Here is a 17,663-nt window from a genome sequence, read left to right on the forward strand (position 1 = left end):
TATTAATTACTTATACTTTGAGAATTAGCAAAGTTAACAACCAAGAAGAAACTACGCTGCAGCTCCACCAACAACTTCTAAAATTTCCTGCGTAATTGCTGCTTGTCTAGCCTTGTTATAATCAATAGTAAGATTTTTAGCCAATTCCTTCGCATTATCGCTAGCGTTATTCATTGCAGTCATTCTACTCGCCAACTCTGAAGCGGCAGACTCCTGTAGAGCACGTAGTAATTGATTCTGTAAATAAAGAGGTAAAAGAGCATTCAAAAGTTGATCAGGACTTTGTTCAAAAACAATATCCGATGGTAATCTCGGCTCTTCATTCGAAGGAGCAGCATCTTTCTCAATAATTAATTTGCTATCTTTTGTAGTTAATCTAAAAATTTCATCTTCTGAATCTGCTATGCCTTGAGGATCTAAAGGTAAAAGAGTTTGTATTGTTGGATTACAACTAACCAAGCTTATAAACTTAGTAAAAATGACCTCTACACGATCAGTACTTTCAGAGAGAAATTCAGCTAATACTTCACTCGTAATAGAGCCAGCATCCTCAGAGGTAGGAACTTGTTCTAATTCTTTAAAAGTAGCTCTTATGTTATAAAGACTAGCTCTATTCTCGAAATATCCAATTGCTTTCTTACCAATTAACACTAAATCTGGGCTATATCCTTGAGCTTTTAATTCGGCATAGCGTTTTTCTGTTCGTTTAATAATATTTGCATTATAGCCCCCACATAATCCTCTATCTCCAGTAACAGCTAAAAGAGTAATTGTCTTAACTTCTCGCCTGTTAAGTAGAGGAGAGTCAGCAGCTTCAAATTGCATTCTAGATTGTATATTTTCTAAAACCCTTGCCAATCGATCAGCGAAAGGTCTACTCCTTAGGACTTGATCCTGTGCTCTACGAACTTTCGCAGCAGCAACAAGTCTCATCGCTTCTGTGATTTTCCTGGTGTTTTTGACAGATACAATTCTGTCTCTTATGTCCTTGAGGTTAGCCATAGGTGTTGTATCTCTTAGATAGCTTTCGTTTTAAGCTGCAAGCATTGAGGATTTAACCTCGTTAATAGCGTCTTTAAGCATTGATTCAGATGATTCACTTAAAACTTTTTCGGAGAGAACATTCTTAATGAAATCAGCCTTATTAGTTTTTAGATAATCTCGCAATTCACTTGCAAACTTTGTCACTTCCTCCTCAGGTACCTCATCAATCAATCCTTTAACACCTGCATAAACAATAGCTACTTGTTCAGCTAAATTCAGGGGATCAAATTGAGGTTGCTTAAGAAGTTCTCTTAGCCTTTTTCCTCTACCTAACTGCTTTTGAGTAGCCTCATCAAGATCTGAAGCAAATTGAGAGAATGCAGCAAGTTCATCAAACTGAGCAAGTTCAAGCTTTAAAGTACCGGCAATTTTCTTAATCGCTTTAGTTTGAGCAGCTCCCCCTACTCGACTGACTGATATACCAACATTAATTGCAGGTCTTAATCCAGAGTTGAATAAATCTGAGCTTAAGAAAATCTGACCATCGGTAATTGAAATAACGTTGGTTGGGATATAAGCAGAAACATCACCAGCCTGTGTTTCAATAATAGGCAAGGAGGTCATTGATCCTGCGCCCATAGCGTCAGAAAGTTTTGCTGCCCTCTCAAGTAAACGACTATGGCAATAAAAAACATCTCCTGGATATGCTTCACGACCTGGTGGACGACGTAAAAGCAATGACATTTGTCTGTAAGCTTGAGCTTGCTTGGTTAAATCGTCATATATAACTAATGTAGCTTTACCTTGATACATAAAGTGCTCAGCAATTGCTGCACCTGTATATGGTGCTAAATATTGCAAAGCTGCAGCTTCAGATGCTCCTGCATTAACAATAATCGTGTAATCCAAAGCTCCTTTTTCTTTAAGAACTTCAACCACATTTGCCACTGATGCTTGCTTTTGGCCAACCGCTACATAAACACAAACAACATCTTGACCTTTTTGGTTGATGATTGTATCGATTGCTATTGCTGTTTTTCCTGTTTGACGATCTCCAATAATCAACTCTCTCTGACCTCTTCCAATGGGGATCATCGCATCAATGGATGTGATACCAGTTTGCATAGGCTCATGTACTGACTTTCTCTTAATAATTCCAGGAGCTATTGACTCAATTAATCTTGAGTCAGTTGTAGCCATCTCCCCTTTTCCATCAATTTGTTGACCAAGAGGATTAACAACTCTTCCCAGCATTGCCTCACCAACTGGGACTGAGGCAATCTTTCCAGTTGCTTTAACTGTGCTTCCCTCTTGTACTCCTAAAGCTTCACCCATCAACACGACACCAACATTGTCATCCTCAAGGTTTAAAGCAATTCCTTCTGTTCCATCTTCGAATTCAACGAGTTCACCTGCCATAACCTTTTCTAGGCCATAAACTCTTGCGATACCATCACCAATTTGTAAAACAGTACCTACATTGCTCACAGAAACTGATTTATCGTAATCAGCAATCTGCTGTTTAAGGATTGAACTGATCTCGTCGGGACGTATAGAAACCATGGGATTAACTTAAGTTGGGGAAGATGAAAGGGAGGAAGAAAAGGAATAAAGTCAGTAGAGTATTAGCTGACCTTGGCCAAAGCAAGACCAAGTCGCCTAACTTGCCCTGCGATGCTGGCATCAATGACCTTTGATCCAACATTGACCACAAAGCCACCTAGCAATTCAGAGTCGACTTTGAGATCGATTTCTAAATTATCTGTACCAGCTATAGATTGTACTTTCTTGAGTAGCTCAGATTGCTGATCTTCATTCAACGCTGAAGCAGAAGTAATTGTTGCTAAAGCAATATTTCTTTGTTCTCTATAGATTTCTAATAATCTTTCAAGAACAGAATTCAACAATCCAATTCTCTGTCGATCTGCCAAAAGTTTTAGAAGGTTTAAGAAAGAGGGAGTGACCTGACTAGAGAAAAGCTTTTCTAAAGCTGCTTTCTTCTGATTAACCTCTAAAACTGGCGATGCCATAGCATCACTAAATTCAGGGCAAGTATTCCAAATTTCTAAAATAGATTTAGCTTGAGTTACTACTTCATCTACTTCATTTCGACTCTCAGCGACTTGAAGAAAAGCTTCAGCATATGGAGTTGTAATAGTATTAAGTAGTGGCATTAGTTGACTCCAATATTTTTAATTGACTGTTTAAGAAAATTATCTTGGGTATTTGAATCTAACTTTTTAGGAAGCATTGCTAATGCTTTTTCAATAGCAAGTTCTGCGGCCTCTTTTCTTAATTGAGAAGTCACTCTTGCAGCTTCAGCATTTAAGTCAGACGCAGCGCCTTGCTTGATTCTTGCCATTTCCTCAACAGTCCTTTTTTCACTCTCTAGACGAATTGCTTCAGCTCTAAGTTTGCAATCATTTCTTATTCTGTCAGCTTTTTGCTTCGCTGAGGCAAGTTCGTCTTTTGCTTTAGAAAAAGAATCTTGTGCTTGGGTTAAACGCTCTTCTGCCTCTTTCAAGTCAGAAAGGATTGAAGTTCTTCGTCTTTCAAGGATTTTCCCTAAAAAGCCAGGCAAGAATTTATAGAGGCCAAAAACAACAACAGCTAAGTTGATAATGTTGGTCTCAAAAATATTTAAATTGAGGCCAAAGCCTTCGGAAGCGAAAATTAAAGAAGTCATTTTTTTGCCAAGAGTCTTTCAACAATCAAATCACCAAGATTGTCAGCCTCGCTTTTGAGTTGATTAAGAGCCTCATCTCTTTGTGAATCAATCTCTAGCCTAGCTTTCTCTCTCGATGCATTTGCCTCTGAAGTGGCAAGAGCAAGAGCTTCTTTATAAAGATTCTCAGAATCCTGCTCAGCCTCAAGAATTACCTTCTGAGCTTCAAGACGAGCTTCTTTAAGCTGATCTTTGAGTTCAGTCTCTAGTCTTTCAACTTCAGCTATTTTTTTCTTTGCTTCTGCCCGACTTGTATTTACATAATCCTCTCTTTCTTCAACCACCCGTCCAACAGGTTTGAAGAAAAGGGCATTTAGTATGAAAGTAAGCAATACAACTTGAACCGCCATTAGCGGAAGAGTTGCATCGAAATCAAACAGACCTCCCTCAGAGGCACCAAACAAAAACAAAGTTGGCATTAGCTAGGGGTGCAAGAATTTAAGCGGGCCGAAAAACGGCAATTGAAATTTGCTAAAGAATTTTCAAATATTGGGGCTGACTGTTAATCAAAGTGATTGATTTACTCAATCAGCCCTTTTTGAAATATTCAACCAGCAAAAGGGTTAGCAAAGAGAAGCACCAATGCAACCACAAGGCCATAAATGGTAAGTGATTCCATGAAAGCGAAAGAAAGAAGCAAAGTACCTCTTATTTTTCCCTCGGCTTCTGGTTGACGGGCTATACCCTCTACTGCTCCTTGTGCAGCACTACCCTGACCGATACCAGGGCCTATTGCTCCAAGGCCTACAGCTAATCCAGCTGCAACAACTGATGCGGCGGTGGTAATGGAATCCATAATTCTGCTAAAGATGTGTAGCGCTTTAAACGCTTATGAGTTGTGACCGGGAGTTTATACCTGCGAGGGGTGCATCTCATAGTTCTTGAGATGATACTGAAAGAATTTCAGGCCTCAAAGCAGGAAATTTGCCATTGATAAAGTTAATTCAGTAGCAAAAAGTCATGATTAATGATGCTCTTCTACTGCTTCCCCGATGTAATAAGCAGCAAGAGTTGCAAAAATCAGAGCTTGAATAGCACTAGTAAACAAGCCTAGAAACATAACAGGCACTGGAAGTACAAGAGGCACAAGAAAAACAAGTACCGCTACAACAAGTTCGTCAGCCAGAATGTTTCCAAATAGACGAAATGAGAGAGAGAGAGGCTTTGTAAAATCTTCAACAATTTTGAATGGGAGCATTATTGGCGTTGGGTGAACGTAATACTCGAAGTAACGCAAACCTTTATTGCTTAACCCCGCATAAAAATATGAGAGAGATACCAGTAGTGCTAAAGCGACAGTGGTGTTTATATCAGCTGTTGGTGCACCAAGTTCACCACTTGGTAGTTCAATCAGCTTCCAGGGAACTAATGCTCCGCCCCAGTTGCTCACAAAAATGAACAGAAAGAGGGTTCCGATGAAAGGCATCCAATCTCTATAAACCTTTTCACCAATTTGTGTTCTCGCGAGATCACGTATGTAATCCCATAGAAATTCCAAAAGATTTTGGACACCCTTTGGATCCCGTTCCATTTTTTTTGTTCCAATAACCACCAAGGCAAGCAAAGCGCCTATGAGCAGCCACGAAGTCATAAAAACTTGGCCGTGAATTCTAAAATTTCCAATTTGCCAATAGAGATGTTGACCCACCTCTAATTCAGCCAAAGGGAAAACAAATGGTAAAAACCCCATTTATCTGGAAGTTAGGTTGCGTAGAAAATAAAAGCCAAACAAACAAAACTTAAAAATTTGATTTCTACAAGCACTTAAGGCATTGATAGAAACTGAATAATTAACGCTGGTTTATAAAGCAAAAATCCTAATAAAGCCGGAATCAACTCAAGTTGAGGAAATCTAGAAGATACCAAAACCAAAAGGACCGGCACTAACAACTGGACTTTACCGACAATTTTTGATGAAGTACCCAGTCTTCCAATTCCGCGAGCAAGCAAGCGAAAATAAAAAATTCCTGATAAAGCACCTACGAGAAGGCTTGCACTAGCTTGGAATCCCCAAAAGAAACCTGCTATGCCAACAGAAAAAATAGTCAATAAAAATGCCAGACGGAATACTCGAAATTGAAGTTCAAGATATTCGTCTGAATTAACTCCGGACGATGAGTCCGATGAATCAATATCCAGAAGAGGATCATGACTTGAGCAATTTTCAACAGTCTCAGATGCCACAAATATTCCTCCTATTGGAGTTCCTTAGTGATTTTGAGAAGTTGTTTTGCAAACAAGACACCTAAGCTCTCTGCAAAGGCCCGGGGAATCTATCACGAGACTTGCATCAAAACAAAAAAAATTTTATCAATAAATTGCAAAGTTGGTTAATTTAATAACTTGAGCAAAAATTTTAAGCTCAATTTTAATTATCCAATCTAAATCAATATATAACCTGTTTAAAATTTTAATCCTGATGATAAAAAATTAAATAATTAGTTATTGATCAATAATTTTTTAATTTTATCTCTAATAACTAACAATTAAATTTTAACTTATAAAAATCTTATTAAACTTAATGAAATTCCTTAAAAAAGTATATTAATTATATTTAAACACTTGGCAAAAATGGAATTAGGCGGCTCAATGGTGTATGAGCCAATGATCCTTTGAGTAATATTTCTAATAAAAAAATACAATCTAAATTCAAAAGGAGAAATCCTACCCAATCAAAAAACCTTTTGGGTAATTTAATAAACAACACGATACTTCCATTGCCTTGGTCTTTTTGGCCCAAGGAAGGGCGCTTGATCATGGGATTAATTGCTTTTTGGAGCATATCAGGGATCTTTATTCTTGGATCAGCTAGTTGGTGGGTAGCCACTAGAGAAATGGGTGAAGGTGCTTATTACATAAAAAGACAACTAATTTGGCTAATCGCTAGTTGGAGCATTTTCTATATAGCTATTAATATCAATCTGAAAAATTGGCTTAGACTATCTGGAACATGCCTGTTTATAGGTATTGTTCTAATTACATCAACAAGCTTTTTCGGTAGCACTGTTAATGGGTCTACTAGATGGTTGATTATAGGCCCAATCCAAATTCAACCCTCAGAGTTAATCAAACCTTTCATCATTCTCCAAAGTGCAAAGCTTTTTGGTCAATGGGAAAGAATAAATTCAGAAAAAAAAATTTTTTGGTTAACTATTTTTGCATCTATTATTATATTAATTATAAAGCAGCCAAATTTAAGCACTGCTGCATTAATAGGAATATTAATTTGGATGGTTGCATTAGCATCCGGTATTAACTTCCGATATCTTTTTAATACGGCTATATCTGGCGTTTTGATTGGTTCAATAAGCATCTTTTTAAATTCCTATCAACTAAATCGCGTTATGTCATTTATTAACCCATGGAAAGATCCACAAGGAAGTGGATATCAATTAATTCAGAGTCTTTATGCTATTGGTTCCGGTGGTCTATTTGGAGAAGGTTATGGTCTTTCAATGCAAAAATTACAATACTTACCATACAGAAGTACTGATTTTATATTTGCTGTTTTTGCTGAAGAATTTGGATTCATTGGATCTATTTTACTTTTATCATTTCTGCTTGTAGTTGCATATTTAACCCTAAAAATATCTATTAATTGTAGTAATAACTATTCTAAACTAATCTCTATTGGATCAGGCACTATTCTTGTTGGCCAATCAATAATGCACATAGCGGTTTCATCAGGAGCAATGCCTACGACAGGTCTTCCCTTCCCTTTGATTAGTTATGGTGGAAACTCATTAATTTCTAGCTTACTAATAGCTGCTTTATTGGTCAGATGCTCTATTGAATCTTCAGGTTTATTAATTAAAAACCCCTCAAATAGACTTTTAACTAGATAGTCTGGAGTTAAGACATTAGAGTGGCAAATCTTTTTTTGAACATTTCTTCTATAAGTTTAATTTTCTCTGATTTAACTCGTCATGGCGAGCAGCTAATTAATAGTGGGCTCAATAATCCAACCCCCCTAACAATTCTGATAGTTTTCACTGGAGGACTTTTGACTAGTTTGGGGCCCTGTTCATTATCACTTTTACCAATAACAGTTGCATATTTAGCTGGATTTAAAAATAATCAAAGCCCTTTACAAAAAACGATTAGTTTCTGCAGCGGTATAGTTATCTCACTAGTGGCATTAGGAAGTCTGAGCGGATTTTTAGGGAAAATTTATGGTCAATTACCAGGTTTCTTTTCCATATTCATAAGTTTTCTAGCAATAATTATGGGTCTTAATCTACTTGGGATTTTTAAATTCTCACTTCCATCTGGTCCTGACCCTGAAATTTGGACAAATCAAGTTTCTCCTGCATTCGCTCCAGTTTCAGCAGGTTTTGCTTTTGGATTAGCCTCGTCGCCTTGTACTACTCCTGTTCTTGCAGTTCTTCTCGCCTGGGTTGGCAAACAAGGAAATCCTCTAATTGGCACAATCTTTCTTGGAAGCTTTGCGATTGGACAAATTGTTCCTTTATTTCTAGCAGGTACTTTTGCAGCAAGTATTCCAAAATTATTATCGTTACGTCCTATTGGGAAATGGATTCCACCAATTAGTGGAATGATTTTGTTAATTATAGGTCTTATGAGCCTTCTTTCCATTTGGATATAAAATATATGAAAAAAATCAGCCAAGTTCTAAACTGGCTTTCTAGCTTAAAGATTGCGATATTACTATTATTATTAATAGCTATTTCATGCGCAACTGGGACTTTAATACCACAACAAGAATCAGATCAATTCTATTACGATAATTTTAATAAGAATCCTTTTCTTGGAGTAATTAATGGAAATATATTGCTCCTTCTTGAATTCAATCACGTCTATACAAGTTTTTGGTTTTTATTCTTACTAATTTGGCTTGGTTTAGCTCTTGCAGTTTGTAGTTTTAGAAGACAATTACCGATACTTAAATCAGCATTAAACTGGATCGATTATAAATCGCCTCGTCAAATAGCAAAACTTTCTATTGCTCAAACAATAGTGACTAATAACAACTTGGAAAGCTTAGAAAAAATTAAACTTAATTTAAGAGCGCAAGGTTGGAATGTAAAAGAAACAGATGGAAGAATAGCTGCTCGCCAAGGAGTAATAGGCCGAGTAGGACCTATATTAATTCATCTAGGTATGATCCTATTAATGATAGGGGCAACATACGGATCATTGAATGGGAAAACTATAGAAAAATTCTTAGCCCCTGGCAGATCTATAGATTTATTAACCAATAATGAAGAGACAGGGTTAACCATTGAATTACAAAAGTTTCAAATAGAAAGAGACCCTCAAGGAAGACCTGAGCAGTATAGATCTATAGTCAATGTTATTGAGCCAAATGGAAATACTCAATCAAAAGAAATTAGTGTTAATTATCCATTCAGATACAAAGGGCTGACATTATATCAAGCCGACTGGTCATTAGCAGCAATAACTATTCAAATTGAAAATAGCCCAAAACTACAAATTCCAATAGAACCTATTCCTGAGCTAGGTGAACAAGTTTGGGGGACAATTATACCTACAAAAAAGGATGGCACAAACCCTATATTATTAACGGTAGAAAGTGAACTAGGACCAGTAATTATTTATAATAGTGATGGCACATTACTTACAACATTAAGTACAAATAAGGAAGAGCTAGTCAAAGAGACTTTAATAAAGATAATAAATATAATCCCAAGTAGTGGTTTACTCTTAAAACATGACCCTGGGGTACCTCTTGTATATACCAGTTTTGCAATAATACTTATTGGTGGTTCACTTAGTATTATTTCAACTAAGAAAATATGGATCTTACATGAAAAGGGGAAATCTATGATTTATATAGGTGGATTAAGTAACAGAAATCTCTCTGGTCTTTCAAAAGAATTGCCAAATTTTATTAGTTTATTAGAGAATTAGCTCTAAATTATTTCTTTTACCATGACAGACTCTAATAGTTGTATGAACATTACCTCTAGGGTTAAAATCTGCTTCTAATTGAATCCACTTAGGATCAGAAACTTTAATAAAGTCATCGATTATTTTATTCGTAACTTCTTCATGAGATATTTTCCTTTCTCGAAAGCTATTTAAGTAAAGTTTAATTGCTTTCAATTCTAAAACCTTAGTATTTGGTTGATATTTAACTCTCAAAGTTGCGAAATCAGGATAACCCGAAAAAGGACACTTACATGTGAATTCTGGGAAATCAATTGAAATTTCATAATCTCTACTAGTATTTGGATTAGGGAAACAAATTAAGGTGCCATTTTTTATTTCCCTCTCCCCATACATAATTTCTTCTGTGATGTCTTTTTCTTGTCTAATCACATTTTGATAGCGCTTTATGTCTTACATTACATAAAAGCTTGATTAAAAATTCAAACTTTAAATAAATTCTTCTAATCTAAAAGTAGCGAAATGATGCTAAAAAGCTGAATTGTATAATCTAGTACAAAACTAATCATCTCTATCCCTCTTAATAGGAATAACTCAAAGCTTCATATGGACATCAGTCTTTTTGACAAACGAAATGGAACTCAAATAGAACCAAGAAGCATTCATGGAATCCTTTGGCTACAAACTCATTATGAATCCGAGCATTGGGAAGCAATAAGTAATGGTCTAGTAATAATTCCTACCATAGACGCAGAAATGCTTAGTGAAGATGCACAAAAAGCAGGTCTAAGTGTAAATTTCATCAATTCTCTAAGTCAAATAGACAAAATCTAATAAAAACTATCTAATATTCTAAGAGTTACCTAAAGCTATATGAAAAAGATAGAAGCAATAATCCGACCTTTTAAGTTGGAGGATGTCAAAATCGCATTAGTAAATGCAGGTATAGTTGGTATGACAGTAAGCGAGGTAAGAGGCTTTGGGAGACAAAAAGGACAAGTTGAAAGATATAGGGGTTCAGAATTTACCGTTGAGTTTCTTCAAAAGCTCAAAATTGAAGTAGTAGTTCCTGATGAAAAATCTGAAATTGTTTTAAATGCTATTGCTGATGCAGCTAAGACAGGAGAAATCGGAGATGGGAAAATTTTTGTAAGCCCAATTGATTCAGTTGTTCGAATCAGAACGGGCGATATAAATGAAACTGCTCTTTAAACGCAAAAATTTAAATGCATAAAATATTTAACAATTTTTCGATTTCAATATTTCCTTCAACTGCTTCGCCCATCCAAAAAAGATATTCTTGATTACCAGCAGGACCTTTTAAAGGAGATGCGATCAATCCTTTTGGATACCATCCATATTTTTTAGATTCCTTTGCTACGCCTTCGATGGCCTCAGCATGAAGTGAATGATCACGAACCACTCCTCCTTTGCCAACTTTATCTTTCCCAACCTCAAATTGAGGTTTCACTAATACAAGTAACTCAGACCGGTTAGATTGAAGAAGAGATTTAATGCTAGGCAAAACAATTTTAAGAGAGATAAAAGATAAGTCTGCAACTGCAAAGTCTGGTATTTGGTCACCATCATTAAATAATTTTTCAGGAGTTAAATGCCTAATATTGGTTCGTTCCCAAAGAACAACTCTTGGATCATTTCTGATCCTCCATGCAGTCTGGCCATACCCAACATCAACTCCATAGACCTTTGCCGCACCAAACTGCAAAAGACAATCTGTAAAACCACCTGTTGAAATCCCAGCATCTAAACAAACCCTATCCCTGATATCTAGAGGAAATTGATTAAACGCTTCAGCCAATTTTTCACCCCCTCTAGATACATATTTCAAGGGCTGCGTCACTTCTATCTCAAGATCTTTTAAAACTTCTTGTCCTGGCTTATCTAAGATTTGACCATTTATTGTTTTAACTTTGCCAGCTCTGATAAGCTTCTGAGCCTCTTGACGTGTTTTCACTAACCCTTGAGTCAGCAAGTGAAGATCTAATCGCGATTTTTTAGTCATTTGTTTACAAAAACAAACAGGAAACGGAACAAAAACCGCAGAACTCGTGCTTATCCTCTTTTTCAATAGAGAATCTAGTCAACTGACCCAAGGTTTTGTCTAAAAAGCTCAGGCATCCATCCAATGAAAATGAGCTATCTAGCCATGGTCATTTTCATCTAACCTCAAAAAAACAAGCTGGAGAAGTGCTTGAACTTCTCCAACCAGGAAGTTTTGCAAAATTTGCAAATCAACCCAATGATTTGCCTCCCTTTCAAGTAATTGATTGCAAAGGAGGAAGATGCAGGGTAAGACAGCAGGCTTGGGGAAGATATGTGCATTGGGAAGTTGAACACAATAGACTCAAGTCAGCTTGACCTTGACGATCTAAATTAAAGTAACCTTTAACTTTGTAGCACTTTGATTGAGCGTTACACAAACCCAGAGATGGGAAGTATTTGGTCTGATCAAGCCAAATACCAAACATGGCTTGATGTTGAAATTGCCGCATGTGAGGCTAATTGCAAATTAGGGAGAATCCCTAAAAGTGCAATGGAAACGATTCGATTAAAGGCAAGTTTCAAACCCGAACGCATCCTCGAAATAGAAGAAGAAGTTCGCCATGACGTAATTGCTTTTCTAACAAATGTAAATGAATATGTTGGGGATGCTGGCCGTTACATACATGTTGGAATGACCAGTAGTGATGTCCTTGATACTGGTCTGGCACTTCAATTAAAATCATCAGTCAAGCTTTTAAAAAAAGAGCTTTTATTTCTTGAAGAAGCTATTAGAGATTTAGCAAGGCAGCATAAACAAACCGTAATGATTGGTCGTTCTCATGCAATTCATGGAGAACCTATTACCTTTGGATTCAAATTGGCAGGATGGTTAGCTGAAACTCTTAGAAACAAAGATAGGCTAAACAGTCTTGAGAAAGACATCTCGGTTGGGCAAATAAGCGGGGCTATGGGTACTTATGCAAATACTGATCCCGAAATAGAAAGAATAACTTGCGAACTTTTGGGACTTGAGTGTGATACTGCTAGCACTCAAGTTATTTCAAGAGATAGGCATGCTAATTATGTACAAATTCTTGCTTTAATTGGATCTTCACTAGATCGTTTTTCTACAGAAATTAGAAACCTTCAAAGAACGGATGTTCTCGAAGTTGAGGAAAACTTTGCTAAAGGCCAAAAAGGAAGCTCTGCAATGCCTCATAAAAGAAATCCCATACGAAGTGAAAGAGTAAGTGGTCTTTCCAGAGTTTTAAGAAGTTATGTAGTTGCAGCTCTTGAAAATGTAGCTCTATGGCATGAAAGAGATATAAGCCACAGTTCCAATGAAAGATTAATGCTGCCAGACACATCTATTACGCTTCATTTTATGGTCACAGAAATGACTGCAATAATTAAAGGTCTTGGAGTTTATCCAAATAATATGCTGAAAAATTTGAACATTTATGGAGGAGTAGTTTTTAGTCAAAGAGTTCTTTTAGCTTTAGTTGAGAATGGAATGAGTCGAGAAGATTCTTATCGACTAGTACAAAAGAATGCTCATTCAGCATGGAATCAAAAAGAAGGTAATTTCAAAAAAAACCTTGAGAATGATCCAGAAGTAATGAATAGTCTCTCAACAGAAAAACTTTCTGACTGTTTCTCAACCGAATTACATCAGTCCAATTTGAGAGTTGTTTGGGAAAGACTTGGTATATAACTTAAAAGCTCAATCAATTAATATCAGTGAATACACTCTCAAAAGGGAATAGAAGTAGATTTAACTAAAATCCATAGTTATAAGTTTCTATTCCCTAGGAAACTTAAAAGTCACAACCCAAGATCAATGTCCAACATAAAACGACTTGAGAAAGATAGCCTAGGTTCGATTGATGTTCCAAAGGATGCGTTATGGGGAGCTCAGACTCAAAGATCTATATTAAATTTCGCTATTGGAGATGAGGTCATACCACTTGAGATTATTTATGCAATTGCCCAAATAAAAGCCTCAGCTGCTCAAGTAAACAATCATCTAGGCCTAATAAATTCAGAGACCACTAAATTGATTACCGAAGCAAGTTTAGAAATTATTGAAGGGAAGCATAATGATCAATTCCCTGTGAAAGTTTGGCAAACAGGCAGTGGTACTCAAACAAATATGAACGTCAACGAGGTGATTTGTAATATAGCTTCAAAACGTTTAAATAATCCGTTAGGTAGTCATGATCCAATACATCCCAATGATCATGTCAATTGCTCTCAATCAACAAATGATGTATTCCCAGCGGCAATCCAAATAGCCACAATAGTCACCTTAAAAGACACCTTAATTCCTGAATTAAAAAAACTCATTGATATATTCCATCAACAAATTAAAGAATGGAAAGATATTATCAAAATAGGACGCACTCATCTTCAAGATGCAGTACCTCTAACTCTTGGACAAGAAGTCTCTGCGTGGGCTGCTCAATTAGAAACTGCATTAGGACGTATTGAACTCAACCTCGAGGAACTTTATCAATTGCCTCTAGGAGGAACAGCAATTGGGACTGGCCTAAATACTCCTAAGAATTTCGATAGTTTAATTGCTCTTGATCTTGCTAGAAAAACAAATTTACCTTTTAAGACAGCAGCTAATAAATTTTCTATTATGGCTAGTCATGATGGTCTTGTAAATATAATGTCTCAACTAAAATTATTAGCCATAACTTTTCTCAAAATTGTTAATGATCTTCGACTTTTATCTTGTGGACCTAGAGCTGGATTATCAGAGCTGAAGCTACCAGCCAATGAGCCTGGTAGCTCAATAATGCCAGGAAAGATTAATCCGACTCAATGCGAAGCCATGGCGATGGTATGTACGCAAATAATTGGTATGGACACCTCGGTATCAATAGCAGGGAGTGGAGGACATCTACAAATGAATGTTTATAAACCACTGATTGGCTACAACATTTTAAAAAGCATCAACCTTCTTCAAAATGCTTGTAAGAGTTGCAGAGAAAATATGATTGAAGGTATTCAACCCAATAAAACAAAGATCAAAGACTATCTTGATAATTCTCTAATGTTGGTTACTGCATTGGCACCATCCATCGGATACGAAAAAGCAAGTAAGATTGCACAATTAGCCCATGAAAAGAATCTAAGTTTAAAACAAGCATGCAGTCAATTAAATTATATTGATCAAGAAGAATTTGATAACCTTATCAATCCAAAATCTATGATTGGAGATGATTAAAAACGGTTTTTTTAATGCTCAATTATTTCTTTCAGTTGCTGGATTAATAAGTTCATGATTTTTTTCTTTTGCTTGATTAATATCTTCAGCCTCACAAACTGGAAATCTATCCATTAGTTTCATCGCTGCCTTTGCATTATTTCTAAGCTGCCTACTAGCAGTATCACAATAGGGAATCTGTGAAAGCAAATCATTTGTTCTTCTTAGAATTCGTACGACATCTCCCTCATCCAAGGAAGTATTTGAAATTAAATCCGTCCAAGAACTTCCTCTAGCCCAGGCTTCTACCAAACCTATTAATTCTGAACTCCATAAGATTGGGACTTCTATACCAAATCGATCTTGAACTCTAAACAATTCACTTCGAATATTTGATAAAACATTAAAGGCTTCATCTGCGACTGCACTTGGAATAAATCCAGACCATAAATCAGGACGATTTACTTCAGTAACAATTGACTGAATAACACCAGCTAATTCTACTGGTGTTAGTTCATCAAGATGTCCACTCATCAAAACTAATCCTAACCATAACTCATTTTCACCTCTTAAAGATCCAATACCTCTTCCAATTTCAGTTGGATTTAAATCATCCAAGCATCCGAAGTGGTTTAGTACTTTAATTAGTGATAAGAAAGTTTCCCAGTGACGATTAGACCTGTCGTAAAGCATCTCTTCACGTTCATGTATTTCAATACCTAGTTCGTCCATTCTTCGTCTATACTTCTTTAATTTTTTCTTATCCCCCCATCGATGAGCTGGCTGAATCAATAATTCATCATCCAGAGATTTTACTAATTTAGCTTGAGATAGAACTTCACTCGCTAGATCATATTGAGCAGTTCTCATATCATTTTTCTGAGCCAAATTTGAAATTATTGAAGCTGTTTCATTACTTAGTAAATCCCCATGATGTATTTCTCCTAACCTACTAATTTCAGGAGTTGTAAGATGTGACACGTCTAAGCAAGTCAATTCACCATAAAGACTAACAACTTCCTTACATGCAATAAGTATCCAAATATTTTCATCTGTTAAGCATAACAATTGCGATTGGCGATCTGCTTTTTGTATTTTTTCAACAATAACTGCAGGTGTAACTTTTCCTCGCAACTGAGACGTTTTCAGACTTATGAGGGTTCCATTATTAGCAAATTCTAAGGCTAAAATCAATTCATTAGATAAGGTTTCTGCAGATTGTTTTTGGAGAATTTTTAATAATCTTCTTTCTTCCTTCAGATGACTTTTTATTTTCTCATATCTTTCAAAATCTGACCATGGTATATCTTCTGAAGAAATTTTATACTCTTTAAACTCCTCTTTTAATCTAGATAACTCTTCTTCTTCTTCAACTAAATCCAAGCTTGCCAAGTATCTACTAAAGCTTCTTTCTATCAATTCTTTTGATTTGTCTAAATCATATCGCTGTAATAAATTCAGAACCATCCCATAGCTCGGTGTGAATTGACTAATAAGTGGGTCAGCTGGACTAGTTGCTAATTTACCGGCTTCTCGAACTCCTTCAAATCGAGTTTGTACAGTAATCACATAACCTCTAGAGTCAAGACCTCTTCTTCCAGCCCTCCCAGCCATTTGTAAAAATTCACTCCCCATTAATTGACGATGTCCATTATCTGATCTCTTCGACAAAGTAGATATAATTGTGCTTCTCGCCGGCATATTGATTCCTGCAGCCAAGGTTTCAGTTGCAAAAACAACCTTTATCAATCCTTCTTGAAATAATTCCTCAATTAACTCCTTCCATGCAGGAAGAACTCCTGCATGATGAGAGGCTATTCCATTAAATAAAGCTTTGATATGTAAATCATCTCTCAAACCCTCTGAATTTAAAATTATATATTTGTCAAATCGATCTTGAATTGAATTTCTTTCTTCTTCGTTCACTAAACAAGTTCTAGCTATTGTTTGCACAGCCTTGTCACAACCACGACGACTAAATATGAAATAAATAGCGGGTAACATATTTCTTTCGGCCAACTTCGATATCACAAAGCCCAGTGAAGGAGAATCAGGTTGAGTAGGCTTGGATAAGCGTCCTCTCTTCTTATGTGATTTTGTGGGACGCCAAATCTTACAGTTTGGATGTAATCCAGTTCCTTTATCATTAAGTAATGGATGAAGCCCTTTAGCACTACAAAAATTGAATTCCAAGGGAACTGGTCTTAAATCACTAGAAATCAAATCTGTAGGTCCATGAACTTGCTCAATCCAATCAGTTAATTGCCCTGCATTTGCAACGGTTGCCGAGAGAGCAACGAACTGAACCGATTGAGGACAATGAATAATTGATTCCTCCCACACCGTTCCTCTGTGAGCATCATTCATATAATGACATTCATCAAGAACAACAGTTTCTATATCAAGTAGAGGGTCATCAATTCTATCTGCTGCTGCATAAAGCATATTTCTAAAAATTTCAGTAGTCATGACAAGAATCGAAGCCTCTCTATTTAGACTCAAATCACCTGTCAAAAGACCCACATTGCTTGAACCAAATTGATTTCTAAAGTCTCTTAGCTTTTGGTTTGATAAAGCTTTTAAGGGTGTTGTATAAAACACCTTATTTCCATGAGAAATCGCTCTATAAATTGCATACTCTCCTATTAAGGTTTTTCCTGATCCTGTAGGGGCACTAACAACTACAGAATGTCCTTGATTGAGTGAGTCAATTGCTTTAAGTTGAAACTCATCCAAGGCAAAAGGAAAAATTTCCTTTGGATTTAAATTGTTTTGGAGGATTTCGTTCTCAGACGTATCTCTTTCTGATGAAGTCATTGCTAAATCCTAGGGGAATATTCTATGACCACATGATTTTTGATTTGG

19 protein-coding genes are annotated in these 17,663 nt (G+C 36.3%); 8 read left to right on the plus strand and 11 right to left on the minus strand.

Features of this window, described 5'->3' with window-relative positions:
- Positions 1-51: 51 nt before the first annotated feature.
- From SIB53_RS01735 to SIB53_RS01770, 8 genes are all read right to left on the minus strand, one after another.
- The gene (locus SIB53_RS01735; protein ID WP_413678510.1) at positions 52-1,002 is read right to left on the minus strand and encodes a F0F1 ATP synthase subunit gamma; all 951 of its coding nucleotides are present in this window, start codon (positions 1,000-1,002) and stop codon (positions 52-54) included.
- Between the two features lie 30 nt (positions 1,003-1,032).
- Entirely contained in the window at positions 1,033-2,547 is a 1,515-nt protein-coding gene (gene atpA / locus SIB53_RS01740) for a F0F1 ATP synthase subunit alpha (protein WP_413678511.1), read from the minus strand.
- 62 nt (positions 2,548-2,609) lie between these two features.
- Positions 2,610-3,158, minus strand: coding sequence for an ATP synthase F1 subunit delta (gene atpH / locus SIB53_RS01745; RefSeq protein WP_413678512.1), 549 nt, complete (start codon positions 3,156-3,158; stop codon positions 2,610-2,612).
- Positions 3,158-3,670, minus strand: coding sequence for a F0F1 ATP synthase subunit B (locus tag SIB53_RS01750; protein WP_413678513.1), 513 nt, complete (start codon positions 3,668-3,670; stop codon positions 3,158-3,160). Before SIB53_RS01750 ends, atpH begins: the two co-directional genes overlap by 1 nt.
- The gene (locus SIB53_RS01755; protein ID WP_413678514.1) at positions 3,667-4,128 is read right to left on the minus strand and encodes a F0F1 ATP synthase subunit B'; all 462 of its coding nucleotides are present in this window, start codon (positions 4,126-4,128) and stop codon (positions 3,667-3,669) included. The genes SIB53_RS01750 and SIB53_RS01755 overlap by 4 nt, the downstream gene beginning before the upstream one ends.
- A gap of 128 nt (positions 4,129-4,256) precedes the next feature.
- Positions 4,257-4,505 carry an ATP synthase F0 subunit C gene (gene atpE, locus SIB53_RS01760; protein ID WP_011125758.1) on the minus strand — a complete coding sequence of 83 codons (249 nt, stop codon included), beginning with the start codon at positions 4,503-4,505 and terminating at the stop codon, positions 4,257-4,259.
- Positions 4,506-4,673: 168 nt separating this feature from the next.
- Positions 4,674-5,399: a F0F1 ATP synthase subunit A gene (gene atpB, locus SIB53_RS01765; protein WP_269606848.1), complete on the minus strand. Its 726-nt coding sequence runs from the start codon at positions 5,397-5,399 to the stop codon at positions 4,674-4,676.
- A 74-nt stretch (positions 5,400-5,473) separates the two neighbouring features.
- On the minus strand, positions 5,474-5,893 hold the full coding sequence (locus SIB53_RS01770; protein ID WP_413678515.1) for an ATP synthase subunit I: 420 nt from the start codon (positions 5,891-5,893) through the stop codon (positions 5,474-5,476).
- Positions 5,894-6,321: 428 nt separating this feature from the next.
- Between SIB53_RS01770 and SIB53_RS01775 the strand changes: the two genes are divergently transcribed.
- The 3 genes from SIB53_RS01775 to SIB53_RS01785 are packed head-to-tail and all read left to right on the plus strand — an operon-like array spanning position 6,322 to position 9,601.
- Positions 6,322-7,554 (plus strand): FtsW/RodA/SpoVE family cell cycle protein, encoded by a 1,233-nt coding sequence (locus SIB53_RS01775; protein ID WP_413678516.1) that lies wholly within the window; start codon positions 6,322-6,324, stop codon positions 7,552-7,554.
- Between the two features lie 20 nt (positions 7,555-7,574).
- Positions 7,575-8,315, plus strand: coding sequence for a cytochrome c biogenesis CcdA family protein (locus SIB53_RS01780; RefSeq protein ID WP_413678517.1), 741 nt, complete (start codon positions 7,575-7,577; stop codon positions 8,313-8,315).
- Positions 8,316-8,320: 5 nt separating this feature from the next.
- Positions 8,321-9,601 (plus strand): cytochrome c biogenesis protein ResB, encoded by a 1,281-nt coding sequence (locus SIB53_RS01785; RefSeq protein ID WP_413678518.1) that lies wholly within the window; start codon positions 8,321-8,323, stop codon positions 9,599-9,601.
- On the opposite strand, the gene queF is transcribed toward SIB53_RS01785, so the two are convergent.
- The gene (queF, locus tag SIB53_RS01790) at positions 9,590-9,976 is read right to left on the minus strand and encodes a preQ(1) synthase (protein ID WP_413679098.1); all 387 of its coding nucleotides are present in this window, start codon (positions 9,974-9,976) and stop codon (positions 9,590-9,592) included. The genes SIB53_RS01785 and queF overlap by 12 nt on opposite strands.
- Before the next feature lie 210 nt (positions 9,977-10,186).
- Here queF and SIB53_RS01795 point away from each other — a divergent pair, with 210 nt between their 5' ends.
- Entirely contained in the window at positions 10,187-10,414 is a 228-nt protein-coding gene (locus SIB53_RS01795; protein WP_413678519.1) for a hypothetical protein, read from the plus strand.
- A gap of 39 nt (positions 10,415-10,453) precedes the next feature.
- Positions 10,454-10,792, plus strand: coding sequence for a P-II family nitrogen regulator (locus SIB53_RS01800; RefSeq protein WP_413678520.1), 339 nt, complete (start codon positions 10,454-10,456; stop codon positions 10,790-10,792).
- 10 nt (positions 10,793-10,802) lie between these two features.
- Here the strand turns inward: SIB53_RS01800 and SIB53_RS01805 are convergent, their stop codons facing one another.
- Positions 10,803-11,603 carry a TlyA family RNA methyltransferase gene (locus SIB53_RS01805; RefSeq protein WP_413678521.1) on the minus strand — a complete coding sequence of 267 codons (801 nt, stop codon included), beginning with the start codon at positions 11,601-11,603 and terminating at the stop codon, positions 10,803-10,805.
- A gap of 95 nt (positions 11,604-11,698) precedes the next feature.
- Here SIB53_RS01805 and SIB53_RS01810 point away from each other — a divergent pair, with 95 nt between their 5' ends.
- The 3 genes from SIB53_RS01810 (at position 11,699) to SIB53_RS01820 (ending at position 14,819) form a co-directional block, all read left to right on the plus strand.
- The gene (locus SIB53_RS01810; RefSeq protein WP_413678522.1) at positions 11,699-11,959 is read left to right on the plus strand and encodes a hypothetical protein; all 261 of its coding nucleotides are present in this window, start codon (positions 11,699-11,701) and stop codon (positions 11,957-11,959) included.
- 43 nt (positions 11,960-12,002) lie between these two features.
- Entirely contained in the window at positions 12,003-13,298 is a 1,296-nt protein-coding gene (gene purB, locus SIB53_RS01815; protein WP_413678523.1) for an adenylosuccinate lyase, read from the plus strand.
- Positions 13,299-13,424: 126 nt separating this feature from the next.
- Positions 13,425-14,819 (plus strand): class II fumarate hydratase, encoded by a 1,395-nt coding sequence (locus SIB53_RS01820; protein ID WP_413678524.1) that lies wholly within the window; start codon positions 13,425-13,427, stop codon positions 14,817-14,819.
- 18 nt (positions 14,820-14,837) lie between these two features.
- Here SIB53_RS01820 and SIB53_RS01825 read toward each other — a convergent pair whose 3' ends face one another.
- Positions 14,838-17,615: a DEAD/DEAH box helicase gene (locus tag SIB53_RS01825; protein ID WP_413678525.1), complete on the minus strand. Its 2,778-nt coding sequence runs from the start codon at positions 17,613-17,615 to the stop codon at positions 14,838-14,840.
- Positions 17,616-17,663: the final 48 nt, after the last annotated feature.

Origin of the sequence: Prochlorococcus sp. MIT 0916 (assembly GCF_047305155.1) — a bacterium.
GTDB lineage: Bacteria > Cyanobacteriota > Cyanobacteriia > PCC-6307 > Cyanobiaceae > Prochlorococcus_B.